Consider the following 19045-nt stretch of genomic DNA (forward strand, 5'->3'; position numbering starts at 1 on the left):
TTTCTTTTATTTGCGTTATGCCTCGTTTTAATGCCACATGGTGATTTTTTTAAAAACAATGGGTTGCCAGAATATCAGTAGAGGGATTAAACATGAATAAGTCCTACAGAGTCATATGGAGTGCAGCATTACAGGTTTGGGTTGTTGTCAGTGAGCTTACCAAGAGTCAACAGAAAACAGCCAACCACAGTAGTTGCTCTCATCAAAGTAATAAAAAAAGGACTCAATCTAATAACTTATTCAGAAATAGCGCTATCGCGTTATCACTTTTTTCCTCTCTGGCCATCTATCAAAACGCCTATGCCATCACAGCGATTCAATGCTCGGCAGATCCGAATTGCGTTGAGGTAGGTACCGTTTTGGCATTAACGAATGCAATCAATAATAGTGCGACAAATGCGCCAACGACAGTACTTATCACCGCTCCCTTGGTCATTCCTTCATCTATTCCTGTTTTGTTAAATAATACTAATAATCGACATAACCTGGTTATTGATGGTGGGGGAAATAATTTTACCTTTAATGCAGCTGAGGCATTCACTGGTGCGGCAACGGATTCTGGCAATCTGACTTTTCAAAATTTTGGTAATATTAGCTCCAATAATGGCGGTCCTATATTTTACTCGGTCACTAATACCACAACAGCCGTTACAGTGAGTCTTGATAATTTTGGAACTATACCAAATGGCAAAATAGTTTCTCTTGGTGATGATAGTGGGACATCTTTGCCTGCCAATAATAACAGTGTGTTGCGACTGGTTAATTTTAATGGAAGTATCACTTATGCTGCTTTTATCCAGTTGGCTTTAGCGACTACGGTGGAATTCACCGGCACAAGTACTGTTGCTGGGTTGGGTAGTGGTGGATATCCAGCCATATTTTGGGGTATGGGTAATGCGGCTAATAGTTTGATGCATTTTTATGGGACTTCCAACGTAACAGCCACAGGCCGTGTTTTTACTAATGGACCTGCTGACAAAGGAGGAACAGGAAAAACCTACAGTTACCAGATTGATGATGGTGCCATTGTTAATATGGCATTTTCTGCGCAAAACCCATTAGGGGTGGCTAATAACGGTGTGCAGATAGGCTCTTATAATACTGGAGCAGGGACATTTGGTACCGGTGCTACTCTTATTATGAATAATCTGGCGGGGGATGTGATCAGTAATGCATCCAGCACTGTCGGTTCCAAGATTGATAATGGCCCTACCTCTCCGGGTGATGTGATTTATAACCTAGGGGCGGGATCCAGTCTTATTGTCGCCTCAGGCGCTAGCAACAACGGTATTTATGTCAGCAAAACGGGTGCGGGTGGAACGGGTAATATCTATATCCGTTCTAATGGACTGATTTCTTCGGATGGTACTGGTGTTGGTGCCCCTAGCGCAGGTACTGGGATTAATGTCAGTGAAACCGCAACAGGCTCAGCGGGCAATGTTGTGGTTATGAATGACAGTGCGGGCAATATTGTCAAAGCCACGGGCATCAACGTGACGGATAATGCTTCTGCGGGCACCGTGAATATCACCAATGCGGGCACGATCACCAGTAATATTTCGGGCATCACCCTCACGTCAACACTGGCCGCTGGTAAAACCATGAATGTGATTGGCACGGGGGGTATTATTAATGCTATCGCGGGCAACGGTATTACGCTCAGTGATGCCAATACCATCCTCAATCTAACCGGCGGTACTATTGCGACCACCAATGCCGCTAACGGCATTAATTTCTCTTCCACTACAGGTGCTCGAACCCATTCTATTGACGGAACAACCTTTAATATCAATGGCACAGGACAAGCGATTGTTAAAGCGAGTGGTGCCGCGACAGTAAATCTCAGCAATACCACGATTAATAACAACGGTGCTGGCCCTGTGTTCACGTTCGCGGGGGGGGCGGGGGGTTATAATTTTAACGCCGGAACCAACATCATCAATCTTACGGATCCTGCCAGTATTGGTTTTCGCACAACCGCAGCACTGGATTTAACCAATTTTTATCTCACCATTGATTCAATCGCGGGTGGCAGTAAAGGTATCTCCACCACAGGCACGCTTGCTGGTTCGGAAAGCGTAATTGTCGGCCCTAATACCTCTCTTATTGGAATCACTGCCATCAGTTACGATAATGGCGCTCTAGCGCAAACCTTAACCAATAATGGCCTTGTCAGTGGTAGCGTTGCAATGGGGGGAATCGGTAACACCATTACCAATAATGGAACATTAGCAGCCCTCACCAGTGGCGCGGGTAATGATGTGTTAACGCTTAACACGGGTTCAGTAAGCAATGATGTGATTGATTTAGGTAATGGTATTAATACCGTTAATATTTATCAAGGCGCTACCGTTGCGGATATTCAAACCGGGACAGACAATGATCTTTTCAATATTTATAATTCAAGCCTCGTGAGTCCAATAGAACTGGGGTTACTGAATGCAGGCACGGGAATTAACACGCTGAGTTTAATTAATTCTGTTATTGCATTGGCTCCCACCACGTCATTACAAAATTTCTCTGCGATTAACTTGGATACTGCCTCTCAGCTAATCTTGAGTGATACTAATAATGTCACTTCCGGCACCATTAATTTGTCAGGCATTGGTACAAATCAACTGGTATTTGGCGCTGATTATAATGGTGATTTCAGCGCTGTGATTGGCGGGGTTGGTAATACTGAGTTATTAAATGGTGCTAACGTAACCTTAACCGGTGCTAATACTTTTGTGGGTACATGGAATGTTGAACTCGGTAGCACATTAAATGCGAGTGACTACAGTGTTCTTTCGCCGGGCAACCAGTTAGGTAGTGCTGCTATTGAGTTAAATGGTGTTTTGAATTTAACCAACGCTGGCACCTTCAATAATGCACTGACAGGTAACGGTATCCTTAATATTGATAATGCGGGTACAGGTTTTAGTGCGGGTGCTGGCGTAGGTAACGCCTTTGCTGGAACCGCCAATATTTCGAATACCATTTTGGATTTAACACCCATTAATAGTGCCGTATTACAGAATGCAACATTAAGTGATAACTCGGGCAGTGTGATTACCATGTCCGCCGGTAATTACAATATTGGTAATTTAAACTTTGGTGGCGGGGCGCTGCGTTTTACCACCGGCGCTCTTATTACTACGAACACATTAAGTACCACGGGTAATTCTACCATTCAAGCTGACCCACAATTGTTAACCTCAGGCAACCTGTTAGACCTCGATACTGGGGTATTAATGGATCTGGTAAGTAGCCAAAATTCACTGACTCCAGCCCAGTTGGCTAATTTTACCCTGACGGACCTTAGCGGTGCGACTCTTGCTCCAGGCAGAGATGTCGCTTATTTCCAAGGGGGTAATAATGTTGCTTTAAATACCTTCAGTTTTTCTTTGGTCAGTAATCTGGGATTAAGTATTTATGAACAATTATCTGTATCGCAAATTTTGGACGGGCAAACCCTCACATTAACGTCAGCAGGAGCCACTGACACAGGGCTAAGCGCGCAACTCACAGGTACAGGTAACTTAGCTATTGATGCCACTGGTGGCCCCATTACCTTGAATAATGGTGCGAATAATTATCAAGGTACTACTAGCGTAGATTCAGGCACATTGAATGTTGGCGCTGATGGTGCATTGGGCAATACGTCATCATTAATCACATTAGCAGGCACGATCGTTAACCTCGGCGGTTTCACGCAAACAGTAGGCTCTTTGACGAATGCAGGCATCCTTGATCTTGTTGGTGGTACGTTAACTCTTACTAACGGCGGTACTTCATCCAGCGTTAACGGATTAGTAGGCACAGGTAACTTAAATGTTCAAAATGGTCTTTTTACCGTTTCAGCGGCGAATAATGGCTACACGGCACAAACGAACATTAATACAGGCGCTGCTGTTACCTTAAGTGCCGCGGACGCTTTGGGCTCAGGGGGGATTAGTGTTGCTGGCACCTTGAATCTCAATGCCGCTGACGCTAACTTCGATAATGTGTTGTCAGGCGCGGGCGCTGTTAATGCCAACGCTGCCATTACGTTGGCCGCTGATAACACCGGATTTACTGGTTTCTATAATGTGACTTCACCCGGTAGCCTGACCGCCATTCAAGCTAACAATTTAGGTACGAGTACTGTTGATTTGCTCAATAGTGGCGCTCAACTGATCTTGAATGGCTTTAATGATTCATTAACGGCGGCACTTGTGGGCGTAACGGGCTCATCCGTGGAGGTTATCAATAGCGCCAATACGGTATTAAGCACCGATAACTCAGGTTTTGCAGGATTATTTAATATTGACGGCACCAGCACCCTGACTGCCAGCGACAGCATGCATTTAGGTGGAAGTTCAGTAGCCATTGCCAGTGGCGGGCAGCTGATTTTTGATGGTTACAATAGTGGCATTTTATCAACGCTGAATAACACGTTAACTGGCGCAGGGAATTGGATATTAACCAATAGTAGTATCGATTTGTCGGATAATACGACCCGCGTTTCTGGCCTCACTGGCGACATCGTTCTTAATAACGGGGCGGTGTTAACCATGAATCAGGTTACGACCTTGGATGCTGGAACAGCGCTCAATCTTGCTAATAGCAACAGCGTGCTCAATATTAACACCACGGGTGCCTTCACACTTGGCAATGAATTGCTCGGTACAGGTACGGTTAACGTCAATACCGCCAATGGCGCTTTTGATTTTGCTAATACCGTTGGTACGGGTTTTGCTGGCACAGTGACTTTACAAGATACTCAATTCTCTTTGGCTGATACCAACGCAGCTACTTTAGCTGGAGCTTCACTAACCCTTAACTCGGGCAGTGTAACTACAGTGGGCGTGCCTAGTGTATCCAGTAATCCCAGCATACAGAATCTGGAAATCAACAATGACGCTGTTCTGACCTTTACCGCTGGCGCGCCCTTAGCCGAAGCAGAAAGTGTGTTAAATGTAAGTACATTTACGGCTAATGGTGGCGCTATTAATCTCAATACCGGGCTCGGATGGGATAACGTCAATCCTGTACCGACAGGCCTTTCCATTCTCGATCAAAACCGCGGTGTGGTGGGCTCTAAGCTAATCAATGCTACTAGTCCTTCGGTAGGTGCAGGTAACCTCACCTTACAGATCAATGGGGTTGCCATTGATTCGAGTACTGCGGTGACGGCGAACATTACTCAGGGAGCAGATACCGTTGCCATCGCAACCTATAACTACGCCTTGACGGACAGTGACACTTCCGGTGCCGCAGGGCTTTATCTGAATTACGGCTTAACCGAGTTGAATTTAGTATTCAATGGCGCCAATGCCTTGAAAGTTGCCACAGGCACTGACCCTACGTCTAATCGGGAACTCACAGCTTTGATTACCGGCACGGGTGACATCTTTTTTGATGCCACTAACGGCCCTTTAACGGTTTCCAATAACGACAATGATTATTCGGGAGCGACAACCATCAGTGCTGGCAACCTGATCTCTGGCGCTGATAATGTGCTTGGTGGCACGTCAACCTTGACCGTGAATACCGGGGCTACCTGGAATCTTGATAGGCACAGTCAAAATCTTAAAGTATTGGCGAATTCGGGAACCATTGACCTCGCACAAGGTGTGCTGAACATAAGCAATGGCGGTACTTCCGATTCCGTGGGTGGATTAACGGGTGCCGGTACCCTGAATGTCACCGGAGGCACACTGACCTTATCTGCTGATAATAATACGTTATCCGCCGCGACCAATATTGCTTCTGGGGCCACAGTCACACTCAACAGTACGGGTAATCTTGGCGTCAGCAGCCTGGTGGATGTAGGGGGTACCTTAAATTTCAACGGTGCGAATACCTTTGCCAATCAGTTTAGAGGTGCTGGCGTCATCAATACTAACGCCGCGGTGCAATTGTCTGGCGCGAGTACTTTTTCAGGTACTCATAACGTTAATGCTGACGGTGCATTGACGGTAACGGCTGCCAATAATTTGGGTGATGCGGCGGCTACAGTGAACTTGCTGACGAACACTTCACAGCTAATTTTCAGCGGAGTGACAGATACGGTTGCCAACATGTTGACCGGAGTGACTGATTCCACCGTGTTGATTAATAACTCGGCCAATATGGCGCTCTCTGGTAATAACAGCGGGTTAAATGGCCTGATCAATATTGTCGGTACCAGCACCTTGAGTGTCAGTGACAACCAAAATCTGGGGGCGAGTGCGGTTGATATCGAAACGGGTAGCACCTTAATCTTTAATCAATTAACCGGCACATTAAATAATGTTCTCAGTGGTGCAGGGACGTGGGCGTTATCAGGCAGTAACGTGGATTTAATTAATACTAATGCCAATACTTTCCTCGGCACGGTCAGTATCAACAACAGCTCAACACTCAATATCGATAGCGCTAACTTGCTTAATACTGCCACCATCGTCGATATCGTGACGGGCAGCGACACCTTGAATATCAACAATAATGGTAATTTTATTTTTGATAATCAGCTAATTGGTACAGGCGTGATGAATGTTACCACGAACAATAACCAATTTAGTTTTGGTGCGAATATCGGCAATGGCTTTACGGGTACGGTCAACCTGTTCAATACCCAGTTCCTGCTTTCTGGTGATAACACCACAGGCAATACCAGCACTACGCTGAACTTAGATACAGGCAGCACCACCACGGTGGGAACAGGAACGCAATCCATCGGCGCGTTAACCTTTAATGGGGGCACCCTGATTTATGACCAAATCATTGAAAACAATGGGCAATTGACTGCAGCTGGCACCATCAATGCAACCTCAATTAATACCACAGGTGGCGGTACGGTGAGCGTGGCATTACCGGCAAATGTGCAGCCTGATATTACCGGTCTTGGCGTATTAAGCCTGGATACCGGGGCGATCGTAGTGGGTTTAATCCAAGGTACTGCAACTGGAACGGGTCAAGAGTTGACCTTAACTGATGGCACCAATACACCCATTACCTCCACTTATAAGCAAGGAATTCTCAATCCCAATAGCACCACAGTTGCAGCAACAGGCACCTTTGGTTTTGGTTTGACCACGGGAGAAGCGCTGGATGGGTTGTATATGAATTATGGCTTGTCTGTCTTGGATCTTTTGACAACGACTAACGACGCTTTAGTACTGACAGGAGCTTTGGCGGATAACGGCACGGCGGCTAATGAACTCACTGCACAAATTATCGGTACGGGTGATTTGGCGGTGAACTCGCCTAACGATGGTTCCATCGTCGTGTTGTCTAATGACACCAACAGCTACACAGGCGCTACCTTGGTGCGTTCAGGTATTTTACAGCTAGGGTCTAATTCCGCGCTGGGTAATACCGGCAACTTAAGTATTAGCAATGGCGCAACAGTTGATTTAAGTACCTACACACAAAGTGTCGGCACACTGAACACAGAAGCCAACGCGCTGCTGGATATGGGCGAAGGTACTCTAACCGTTGGCAATGGCGGATTAAGTAACGGCATGTTGACTGGCAAGGGTGGCTTAGTACTCACGGGTGGAATATTAACACTGACGAGCAACAGCCCTGATTATCGCGGTATCACCGATATTAACGCAGGTGCTACAGCGTTATTGAAAGAAACCAAAGCGCTGGGTATTGGTGCGATTATTGTCGATGGCACTTTAAATCTCGATGATGCCGTTGGTGGTTTATATAACCCGCTATCCGGTTCTGGCAATACGCTACTGACCAATAACTCTGATGTTCTGTTAATGAATGATAACAGTAATTATAGCGGTACTTTCACGCTGGAATCAGACAATGCGATGACGGCAACCGAAGCTAAAAACTTTGGTGCGGCGTCGGTGAACAATAACGGCAATCTCATACTGAGCAATACGAGCTACTGGAATTTGACTACGCCGATTAGCGGCACGGGCGTGGTGACCAAGCAAGGTAACGGCATGGTATATATCGGTAGCAGCACTGTGACTGCCAATGCCACCGTGGTGCAGGCAGGGTCTTTGATCATTGGCACTGAGCCAGCTCTCATGAGCGCAGTCTTACCTGCGGCAAGTGGCCCGGTGGTATTAAATAGCGATGTCTTTGTACAGACCTATGGCACCTTCGGTGGTGATGGCACCGTAACTGGTAACCTTACCAATGAGGGGAATGTTCTGGTAGGCCGCAGTGCTAATGGCGTTGATTACGGCACCCTCACCGTTAATGGTGATTATATTGGTCAAGGCGGTAACCTGACCTTTGATAGCGTCCTGGCCGGCGATAACTCACCCACCGATAAACTAGTGATAGCGGGCGACACGTCGGGAACGGGGACCGTGGCGGTGAATAATATCGGCGGTCAAGGGGCACAAAACACGAACGGCATTGAAATCATCAGTGTTGGCGGCACCTCTGCCGCTACCTTTACCCTCAATGGCCGTGCGGTAGCTGGAGCTTTGGAATATTTCCTCTATCAAGGCACGACGGCTGACCCGACCAATGGCAACTGGTATCTGCGCTCGAACTATGTCCAACCGACTTATCGTCCAGAAGCGGGAGGCTATATCGCCAATATTGCGGCGGCCAATACTCTGTTTAACAGCCGCCTGGAAGACATGAGCGCCAGCAGTACCGCCAATGGCACGGACGATATGGATACCAGCCTGTGGTTACGTCAATCTATCTCACGCAACAAATTCAAGGATGCCAGCGGGCAGCTCTCCAATACCAGCAGTCGCTTTGTGACCCAGTTGGGTGGCGAAGTGTGGGATGGCCAGTTGACGGGTAAGGATTACGTGGGTGTAGGCGTGATGGCCGGTTATGCACGCTCTACCGGTACCACCGACGCCACGTCACTGACCTATAAGGCGGATAACAGCCTGACGGGTTACAGTATCGGTGTCTACGGCACCTGGTATCAGAATGCCGTCAAACATAACAGCCCTTATGTCCACACTTGGCTGCAGTACGAGTGGTTTGAAGGTTCAGTGAACGGTGATCTGCTCTCCAGTGAAAAATACCACCTGCGTGGTGTGAGCATGTCGGTGGAGGGGGGCTATCCGTTCCAGGTCTATCAGGTGGCTGACAACAGTGGCTATATCACGCCGCAAGCCCAGCTCACTCTCAACGGTGCGAAGATGAGTGATCTCACCGAGGACAACGGCACGTTGGTACAGCAGAGTGGACAGAATAATCTGCAAACGCGTTTGGGTGCCAAGTTCTCTAACGATACGCAATTAGGAGCGGATAAAGCGCATCCACAGATCCTGACCAGCTATCTGGAACTGAACTGGATCCACAACACCCGTCTGGCGGGTGTGACGATGGATGGCATGGAGATGCAACAGACTGGCAGCCGTCATCTGGTTGAAGTGAAACTCGGTGTCGAAGGTAAGGTCAACAACAACCTGAGTGTCTGGGGTAGCCTGACCAACCAGATTGGGCAACAGAGTTATGATGACAAAGCGGCGATGCTGGGGGTGAGGTATAAATTCTAAGGGCTTGATCTGTTTTCTTTAATGTCTTGATGTGATGGCAGGTGTGCGGGGAACCGCACACCTGTTATGACCTGATGAGGTGATACAGCAACCCATCCAGCACATGGGGAGACTCCCTGACCCGGCTGATCATTTTGGTATAAAATGGGCTGTATTAGTCTGATATATCCGTCATACTTGCCAGTTGCATGTGTGTCGGCTTTCCTCGCTCAGAAAGTATTATCTGCCAAATGACGCAGGATGATACGCAAGATAGTACATCTTACACGCCAACCAGGAATATCCTGACACTGAAGGCCAGAGATGTTGATGCTTTGAGGATGTAGGTTCAGAGATAAAACAATAAGGTCGCCCTGCTGTGAGCATACCGGGTATTCTGTCCAAAGGTACTGGTCGACGGAAACATTTATAGTGCGATGGACGCGCGCTTCTCAAGATTTTTCAATCGTTCTGGCCAAATAGCTGGACAATACACAACAAGAGGAAAAAGTATGGTAATCGCCCCTTCACGTGGTCGTGTCTTTGCTCTGGCGCTGGGTTTGCTTGCCGCGAGCGTTGGTATGGCGCAAGCAGCCGATACGGTGCGCGTTGGCTCTAAAATTGATACCGAAGGCTCATTGCTCGGTAACATCATCGTACAGGTGCTGGAATCTAACGGCATTAAAACCACCAATAAGTTACAGCTTGGCACCACCAAAGTGTTGCGCGGCGCGATCACTGCCGGTGAAATTGACATCTATCCGGAATACACCGGCAACGGTGCGTTTTTCTTTTCTGATGAAAAAGACCCTGCATGGAGAAATGCTCAGGCCGGTTTTGAGAAAGTGAAAAAGCTGGATTATGACAAGAACAAAATTGTCTGGTTGGATGCCGCGCCGGCCAATAACACCTGGACCATTGCTATCCGTCAGGACCTGGCGGATGCCAATCATCTGAAAACAATGGCCGATCTGGGCAAGTGGATCAACGCTGGCGGCAAGTTCAAGCTGGCGGCGTCAGCTGAATTCATCGAGCGTTCGGATGCCCTACCCGCGTTCCAGGATGCCTACGGCTTTAAGCTGAACCAGGATCAGTTGCTGTCGTTGGCCGGTGGTGATACTGCGGTGACCATCAAGGCGGCGGCGGAGCAAACCTCCGGTGTGAACGCGGCGATGGCCTACGGGACCGACGGCCCGGTAGCAGCGCTGGGGCTGCAAACGCTGGAAGATCCAAAGGGAGTGCAGCCGATTTACGCGCCAGCACCGATTATTCGTGAAGCAACGCTTAAACAGCATGCCAACATCGCTGAATTACTAAAACCGGTATTCGCTTCACTGGACGGTCCGACGCTGCAAAAACTCAATGCGCAGATCGCGGTGGAAGGTCAGGACGCCAAACAGGTTGCGGCGGCTTACCTTAAAGAGAAAGGTTTGGTGAAGGGATAACATCTCTGGCCCCCAATGGGGGCCGACATGGAGCCGGAGAGTTTCTTTGATTATTGCCGTAAAAAACCGCGTATTACTGACACTGTTTATTCTGTTGCTGCTGGCTGCATTTGGGCTGCCGTTTCTCAGTTATGCCCCCAATCGCCTGTTATCGGGCACGAGTATTTCCCTGATGTCCCTATTGCACGGTCCGCCGCTGTGGCTGTTGGCGCCCCTGTTGCTACTGGCGGCTCTCAGCCTATTGGCACCGCTCAGGCGCAATGCGTTATTAACCGTGCTGGCGGCTTCGACGCTGCTGACGCTCACACTGTGGATAAGCGGCCATGCCGCCCTGCAGTTGGCACAACAAGGTTCCAAACTGGCGCGCACTTCCTTGGGGAGCGGTTGTTGGCTGATGCTAGCGCTGAGCCTGCTGATGGCTGCCGACGCCATCACTCGCATTACCTCCTCGCATTTATGGCGCATGCTCAGCAACCTGTTGGTGATATTGCCTGCACTGGTGCTGTTGTTCAGCCATCAGTTGGATCAACTCTCATTGTTGAAAGAGTATTACAATCGGCAAGATGTGTTTGATGCCGCGCTGTTACAGCACCTGACTATCCTATTGGCGACGCTGGTGCCGACATTATTGATTGGTGTGCCGCTCGGGGTGTTGTGTTTTCGCTCTGCACGCTGGCAGAGGCCTATATTCTCCACACTGAATATTATCCAGACAGTTCCGTCGATTGCCTTGTTTGGCCTGTTGATCGCGCCTTTGGCGGGTTTGGCGAAAGCATTTCCTTGGCTGGCAGAACATGGCGTCAGTGGCATTGGTATGGCACCGGCAATTTTTGCGTTGGTGCTGTACGCCCTGTTGCCGCTGGTACGCAGTGTTGTCGCTGGGTTGCAAACTGTGCCAGCCAGCGTGATCGAATCCGCCTGTGGCATGGGGATGACGCGTGGGCAGGTTTTCTTCTGCGTACAGTTACCGCTGGCGTTGCCGTTGTTCCTGACCGGCGTGCGTATTCTTGCGGTGCAGACCGTCGGCATGGCGGTGGTCGCGGCGCTGATTGGTGCCGGAGGTTTTGGCGCTATTGTGTTCCAGGGCCTGCTCAGTAGCGCACTGGATTTGGTGCTGCTGGGGGTTATTCCGGTGATCGTGATGGCGGTAATCGTCGATTCACTGTTCAAGTTTATGGTTTCAATTTTGGAAGTGTCACGCCGATGATTCAGTTTAATCAGGTCAGCAAGATTTTTCAGGGTAAGCCCGCGGTGGACGATCTTACATTGCAGATTGCCAAGGGTGAATTTGCCGTACTGATCGGCACCTCTGGTTCAGGCAAGTCCACAACGTTAAAAATGATCAACCGACTGATCGAACACGATCAGGGAAAAATTTTCTTTGCCGGTGAAGAGATTCAGAAATTTAAACCGCAGGATCTGCGCCGCCGAATGGGTTATGCGATCCAGTCGGTTGGTCTGTTTCCGCATTGGACAGTGGAGGAAAATATTGCCACGGTGCCACAACTGCTGAAATGGCCACGCGCACGAATTCGCGATCGGGTGACTGAATTACTGGAGCTGTTACATCTGGAAGCGGATTTGTTCCGTCATCGTTATCCGTACCAGCTTTCCGGTGGGCAGCAGCAGCGGGTTGGGGTTGCACGCGCATTGGCTGCTGACCCAGAGGTGTTGTTGATGGATGAACCCTTTGGTGCACTTGATCCGGTGACACGTGCGGCGTTGCAAACTGAGATTTCACGTATTCATCATCTCTCCGGGCGCACCATTGTGTTAGTGACGCATGACATTGACGAAGCATTGGCCCTGGCGGACCGTATCGTGTTGCTCGACCAGGGCCGCATCGTGCAGCAGGGCACACCGCTGGAGCTATTAACCGTACCGGCCAACGATTTTGTGCGTGATTTCTTTGGCCGCAGCGATCGCGGTATCAAACTCTTGTCGTTAAGCACCGTGGCTAAGCGGGTACGCCCTGGCCATGCGGAAGGGGAACCCATCACCGCCGCCATGAGTCTGCGCGAAGCACTGTCGGTGTTTGTGGCCCGGGGCTGTGAATGCTTACCGGTGATTGGCGAACAAGGCGAGGCGCTTGGCGTGTTGTATTTCAGTGATTTGATTAGCCAAAAGGCATTGTCATGAACCTGTCATCGGTCTTGCGCTGGCTACGCGATCCACTGCCCTGGACCTTTGCCCTGCTGCTGGCATTGGTGTTTGGCATGAATCATCTACAGGGTCTGTTTGCCGCCTGGTTCCCGGATCTGGATCGGCCTGTATATCAGCAAGACAGTTTTATCTCACTGGTATGGGCACACCTGTTGTTAGTGGCGGTCTCCAGCATGATTGCTGTGGTGATTGGTGTGGCCGCTGGGGTTGGCGTGACACGCCGTGCAGGTAAAGAGTTCCGTTCGCTGGTGGAGACCGTTGTGGCGGTTGGCCAGACCTTTCCGCCGATTGCGGTGTTAGCGGTCGCGGTACCGGTTATGGGGTTTAGCGAAAAACCGGCAATTATTGCGCTGGTACTGTACGGTTTGTTGCCAATCCTGCAGGGTACGTTGGCGGGCATTGAATCGGTACCCAGTGCCATCCGCGAAATTGCGCAAGGAGTCGGGATGAGTGCTAGGCAGATCCTGTGGCGTGTTGAACTCCCCCTGGCGGCTTCGGTGATTGTTGCCGGTATCCGCACTTCGGTGATCATTAATATCGGCACGGCGGCGATCGCCTCCACCGTTGGCACTAAAACGCTTGGTTCGCCGATTATTATTGGCCTTAGCGGCTTTAATACTGCCTATGTGATCCAGGGTGCCGTGGTGGTAGCCCTGTTGGCGATCATCACCGATATGCTGTTTGAGCGCTGGGTGCGGCATCTCACCGCCTGGAGTCAACAGACTCTAACGGTTTCTGCTGCCGAGTAAGGAAAACATGATGCAGGTATCTTTGCCAATGTACGCAGGGTTCCACCAGGTGCTGGTACGGTCAGTAAGGTCAACAGACAGGCTCCCCCTCATTCAAGGAGGAGAAGCCATAGATTATCAATAATCTCGTTAGTAAAGGCCCAAGAACTTCCACCATGCCAGACCGACAGTTAACAACACCAGCTGATTGACCACGCTACAGACAAACCCGGTACTCCACCAGGTGGCGGTGGGAACATAGCCAGGGGCAAATAAAATGGGCCCGCGTGCATGGGTGTATTGTGTCAAAGAGCATGAGAAGCTACTGGAAAATGCCAACATCAGAGCCATTGGCATACTTGGGATCCCCAGTTGGATACCTAATGTGAGGAAAACTGAGTATAGCGCGACAATTTGCGCATTCCCGCTAGCAAAGAAATAGTGCGCATACAGATACACTGCATTCAATACTACCAATAGCACTATCCAATTACTGTTACCTGCCAGGCCGCTCACTTCCTGGCCGACCGTGTTGCCAAACCATGACATAAAGCCCAAGTCTTTCAATTGATCTGCCATCATTAATAGTGCAGCAAACCAAATCAACGTATCCCAAGCCCCTTTTTCGGAAATCACATCTTTCCAGCTTAATACACCACTCAGTAACAGCAGAGATAAACCAATAAATGCCCCAGTGGTTGGGTCGATGTTTAACACTTTGTAAAAAATCCACAGAACAAGCAGCACAACAACCGTGCCTGCCATCATCCACTCTGGTTTTGACATTCCCCCCATTTCTGCCAGCTGTTGTTTTGCCAACTTTGGAGCATCAGGCGTGTGTTTGATTTCGGGTCTGGCAGTAAAAAAGTAGATAACCAGCGGGATAAGGATAAAAGAAACCAGGCAAGGGACCACCGCAGCCACTAACCAACCGGTCCAGGTCAAAGTAATATTTTCATTCGCGGCTAGTTTTACAATCAATAAGTTACCGGTAAAGGCTGTCATAAACATGGCGGAAGTAACATCGTTGATATTCCCCATGCAAGTCACCAGAAAAGTGCCTATTTTTTTACGTGAAGCATCATCTGGCCGGGATTCAAAGCTACGTGCCAATGAGTCTGCGACGGGATAAAGAACCCCACCACAACGAGCCGTATTACTCGGCATAGCAGGAGCCAGAATCAAGTCAGCTAATGCCAAACCATAAGCTAAGCCTAAGGTTCTTTTCCCTAACAGGGTAATCAGTATCAGGGAAATTCTACGCCCCAGGCCGGTTTTAATGAATCCTCGCGCGATAAGAAACGCCACAACAATCAACCAGATTGTTGAGTTATTCATATTTCTTAAGCCGGTTTTAATCGCATCGGCGGCGGTGGCATCTCCACCGGCATTGAGGACAACATAAACGGTGATCGCAATGATGCCAACAGCACCAATCGGTAGCACATTAATAACAATGCTGATGATCGTAGCAACAAATAATACCAGAGAATGCCAGGCGGCCAACTTCAGCCCTTCAGGTGGCGCGATATTCCAGAATATTAATGCCAGAACGATGATGATAGTTAAAGGCAACCATTTAACATTACTTACCATAATAACACTCCTATTTGTTACAATAGCGCAGCATTTGTTTTTTTACTCAGTTAATAACCTAGCAAGTATGACTTGCGGCAGGAAATAATATAAAAATATATATGGTTCTATTTTTTGATTTTATTATTTTATACCCGTCATATATCAAGGCTCTTAACAAAGAGAATAAACCGGAGGGCGATCTTATGCTTTCTTCTCATCTCTGCTGTCAGATAGCAACTTGTCCAGAATATCACTTTTCGATCACCAGCTGGGCCAGTTCACCATTCTGGTTGTGCATTGCAGTGATGGCATCGGTCAGTTGAGGGAAGCCAGGGTTCGGTAAAGCAAAAGGTAAATGCTTTGCTTGCCCTGGTGCGGAAAGCGTTGCTGCATGTAGGTGACGTGGTCAAGCTGTGGTCAAATCCGTTCCTGACCAGCTTGCGCTTCCCTCGCCACCTAACTCCATTCGTCAGAGCCCCGCTCCTTGGGGTAAACCGTAGGCACTGTTCAAAACGCCATGCGTTTTGTCCTGCAACTTCATTGAGCTTGGGTATATAATCGCACAAATTATTCAACGAATTTGGAAACCAAGATGACAAAGCTCACCTTACAAGAGCAGTTGCTAAAAGCGGGATTAGTGACCAGCAAAAAAGTGGCCAAAGTTCAAAGAACGGCTAAAAAGTCACGAGTTCAAGCTCGTGAGGCAAGAGAAGCGGTAGAAGAAAACAAAAAAGCACAACTTGAGCGTGATAAACAGCTTAGCGAACAACAAAAACAAGCTGCGTTGTCGAAAGAATATAAAGCTCAGGTGAAGCAACTGATTGAAATGAACAGAATCGTTATTTCAAAAGGCGATATTGATTTCAACTTCACAGATAATAATTTGATTAAAAAAGTGGCAGTGGATAAGCCAACCCAAGCTCAGTTGATCAATGGCCGCCTCGCCATTGCTCGTTTGGTGGTTGATAGCAGTGGTGGCAGTGAATACGCCATCATCCCCGCCAGCGTCGCTGATAAAATTGCGCAACGAGATGCCAACAGTATTGTATTAAACAGTGCGCTGAGTCAGGAAGAGCAAGATGAAGACGATCCGTATGCCGATTTTAAAGTACCCGACGATTTAATGTGGTAATTAATTTTTCGGATGTGAATGGTGAAAAGCCCCAAGGGGCTTTTCATTAAGGTTTTATCTTCACTCAGGGCATATGGAAAAACGCACGCTGGTAGTTGCTAGTGCCGTTACTATCAGGCTGATTGGGTTGTGTTTTTTGCTTCGTGATTTTTTCATCTCTACTACACTAATTATTATCCAGTGTGAACTATCTAGTGTAGTAAGTACCAGTCAGCATAAAGTCTAGCGGTTCGACATAAGAAAAGTCGCGGGAAGCGAGTATGCATAGATATAATGCACTTGCTTAGTCTATCTCATCCAGGACTTGTATGGATTCAAGCCATTCATGCAAAAAAATCAACCATAGGGAAGCTTGTAATATATTGTTTTTATTATAAAAAATCTCACATAACATGACGAAATTTTTATATGAAAATCATGTATATAGTAGAGAATACAACAATCTATACTAAATATAGTATTACCCTAGAATTAAGCCTTACAAACTTGATAAAGTTTCATTTTTAGCGTATATGAACAGTATACTCATTGAAAAAAAATGAGATGTAAGTATAATCGCTCGGTTTTTATGTGACGAAATGTTAAGGAAAAATAATGATTTACTTATTAAAGATGACTGAACAACAAAAAAAAATAGTGGACCGAAATGAGTCTACTGATAACACTACATCTTTAAATAATGTTGAAAGTTTAGTTGAACGCAGAAAGGCCATTTCTCAAAGTAAAGCTAGAGAAAAAGTGTTGTTAGCATCGTCAAAAATCACTTGGTAATATATTAAAATTAGTAAATTTTTATTTTTATTTTTATTTTTATTTTTATAAAATGATTTATATCATTCACCTGATTGCAACCTTATCAATAGATGTTATATATAAACTCAATCAATTATTTATATCTGGAGTGAATACATGGCACATTCAGCTGAGAATATTATTCCTGTTCAATTGAAAGAAAGACATAATTCTGATAGCATTAATGATATCAAAGGACGGCGCTCCCAAGAGCTTATTATTGGCCTATGTGGAGCAATTGGCTCTGGAATAAAAACTCTTAAAGAGCAAGTCATTTTTTGCCTCAAACAAAATGGTTATCATGTAGAGCACATCAGGATAAGTGATTTAATATCTGAGTTCACGAAGGTTAGCACATCAAGGCTAAATAACTTCGAGCGATATAATAAATTGCAAGATCTTGGTGACACACTTAGAGAAGAAAATAAAAATTTCATTTGTGCTGAACTTGCAATCCTGCGGATTCAAGAATTGCGTGAAGAAGTATATGGTAAAGATACTCGAGAACTAACAAAAAACACAAAGAAAACAGCTTATATAATCGACCAAATAAAACATCCTTCAGAAGTAGAACTTCTAAATCAAGTATATAAAAATAATTTCTATCTTGTTGGATTATTACGAACTGTAGCCGAGCGTGTACAGAATTTAAAAGACGAAGGAATTAGTGAAGATAACGTCCAGAAAATTATAGAAAGGGATAGGAAATCCTCAGAAAAATTTGGCCAACAAGTAGAGGAAACTTTACAGTTAGCAGATTTTTTTATTAAAAACCTTGACACTGAGGTAATGAAAAAGTCGGTTCAACGTTTTATTGATTTAATACATAGCGCAAATAATCTTACCCCGACCAAAGATGAATCAGGAATGTATGCTGCATATTCGGCATCTTTGGGATCAGCATGTTTATCACGTCAAGTAGGTGCATCTATAATGGATGTGTCTGGAAGTATAATTGCTACAGGTAGAAATGATGTTCCAGAATACGGTGGCGGGCTTTATACATCAGAGAGTAAAAAAGATAGGCGGTGCTTTAATAAAAATGGTTGTCATAATGATAAACATAAAGCCCTTTTAAAAATGGAAATCACAAATATTTTAAAAAGATGTAAACAACAAGACGCTGAGCAACTTGCTGAAGAAATAATGAAAGAAACCAAAGCGAAGTATTTAATAGAGTACTCACGAGCTGTTCATGCAGAAATGGATGCTATTGTTTCTCTGGCTAGAAATACAAGCATGGGAACAACTGGGAATACTTTATATTGTACTACTTATCCTTGCCATGTCTGTGCTCGTCATATTGTCGCAGCAGGCTTGCTGCGTGTTGTATATATCGAACCATATGAAAAAAGCCTAGCCTTGCAGTTGCATGATGATACGATTTGTCAGTCAGATCAGACTCCATCACCTGATAAAGTTTTGTTTGAAAACTTTGAAGGTGTAGCTCCCAAGAGATATGCGAAATTTTTCGGCTACAATAGGAAAAGAAAAGATAGCCAAGGTAAGCCAATTACATATAGTGTTGAGGAATCTTATCATGTTGACACACAATATCTTGATAGCTATTCTGATTACGAGTCTAAAGTAATCAATAATGTCAAAGCTAAATTTGATTTGTAATTATATCTAGCGCTACTATTCTTTCGACATATAAGTTAATGGAAATTAATTCATGACAAGGATCATTAAAAAATTTAATAATGATCCTTGTTTTCAATTTATTAATCAAAGGGAATTATACCTCAATACATATATCATTCCAAATACGAATGAGTT

At 46.6% G+C, this 19045-nt stretch carries 9 protein-coding genes; 8 read left to right on the forward strand and 1 reads right to left on the reverse strand.

Annotated features, from left to right (window positions below; all coding sequences use genetic code 11):
• Positions 1-92 precede the first annotated feature (92 nt).
• The 5 genes from IO95_RS08500 (at position 93) to IO95_RS08520 (ending at position 13785) form a co-directional block, all read left to right on the forward strand.
• Positions 93-9449, forward strand: a complete 9357-nt coding sequence (locus IO95_RS08500) for an autotransporter outer membrane beta-barrel domain-containing protein (protein ID WP_037384801.1) — start codon at positions 93-95, stop codon at positions 9447-9449.
• A 491-nt stretch (positions 9450-9940) separates the two neighbouring features.
• On the forward strand, positions 9941-10873 hold the full coding sequence (locus IO95_RS08505) for an ABC transporter substrate-binding protein (RefSeq protein ID WP_023491190.1): 933 nt from the start codon (positions 9941-9943) through the stop codon (positions 10871-10873).
• A gap of 46 nt (positions 10874-10919) precedes the next feature.
• Complete coding sequence (locus IO95_RS08510) at positions 10920-12080, forward strand: ABC transporter permease (protein WP_023491191.1); 1161 nt, start codon at positions 10920-10922, stop codon at positions 12078-12080.
• A complete protein-coding gene (locus tag IO95_RS08515) occupies positions 12077-13012 on the forward strand; it encodes an ABC transporter ATP-binding protein (RefSeq protein WP_037384803.1) in 936 nt (311 codons plus the stop codon). Before IO95_RS08510 ends, IO95_RS08515 begins: the two co-directional genes overlap by 4 nt.
• Entirely contained in the window at positions 13009-13785 is a 777-nt protein-coding gene (locus tag IO95_RS08520) for an ABC transporter permease (protein ID WP_023491890.1), read from the forward strand. The genes IO95_RS08515 and IO95_RS08520 overlap by 4 nt, the downstream gene beginning before the upstream one ends.
• A gap of 129 nt (positions 13786-13914) precedes the next feature.
• Here the strand turns inward: IO95_RS08520 and IO95_RS08525 are convergent, their stop codons facing one another.
• Complete coding sequence (locus IO95_RS08525) at positions 13915-15360, reverse strand: DASS family sodium-coupled anion symporter (RefSeq protein ID WP_037384806.1); 1446 nt, start codon at positions 15358-15360, stop codon at positions 13915-13917.
• Positions 15361-15934: 574 nt separating this feature from the next.
• On the opposite strand from IO95_RS08525, the gene IO95_RS08530 reads away from it, so the two are divergent.
• The 3 genes from IO95_RS08530 to IO95_RS08535 all read left to right on the forward strand — a co-directional run bounded on the left by IO95_RS08530 (position 15935) and on the right by IO95_RS08535 (position 18889).
• Positions 15935-16474: a DUF2058 domain-containing protein gene (locus IO95_RS08530; protein WP_023492844.1), complete on the forward strand. Its 540-nt coding sequence runs from the start codon at positions 15935-15937 to the stop codon at positions 16472-16474.
• A 594-nt stretch (positions 16475-17068) separates the two neighbouring features.
• Complete coding sequence (locus tag IO95_RS25560; protein ID WP_023492934.1) at positions 17069-17245, forward strand: hypothetical protein; 177 nt, start codon at positions 17069-17071, stop codon at positions 17243-17245.
• Between the two features lie 138 nt (positions 17246-17383).
• On the forward strand, positions 17384-18889 hold the full coding sequence (locus IO95_RS08535; RefSeq protein ID WP_023492933.1) for an anti-phage dCTP deaminase: 1506 nt from the start codon (positions 17384-17386) through the stop codon (positions 18887-18889).
• Positions 18890-19045 lie beyond the last annotated feature (156 nt).

It is taken from the genome of Serratia sp. DD3 (assembly GCF_000496755.2).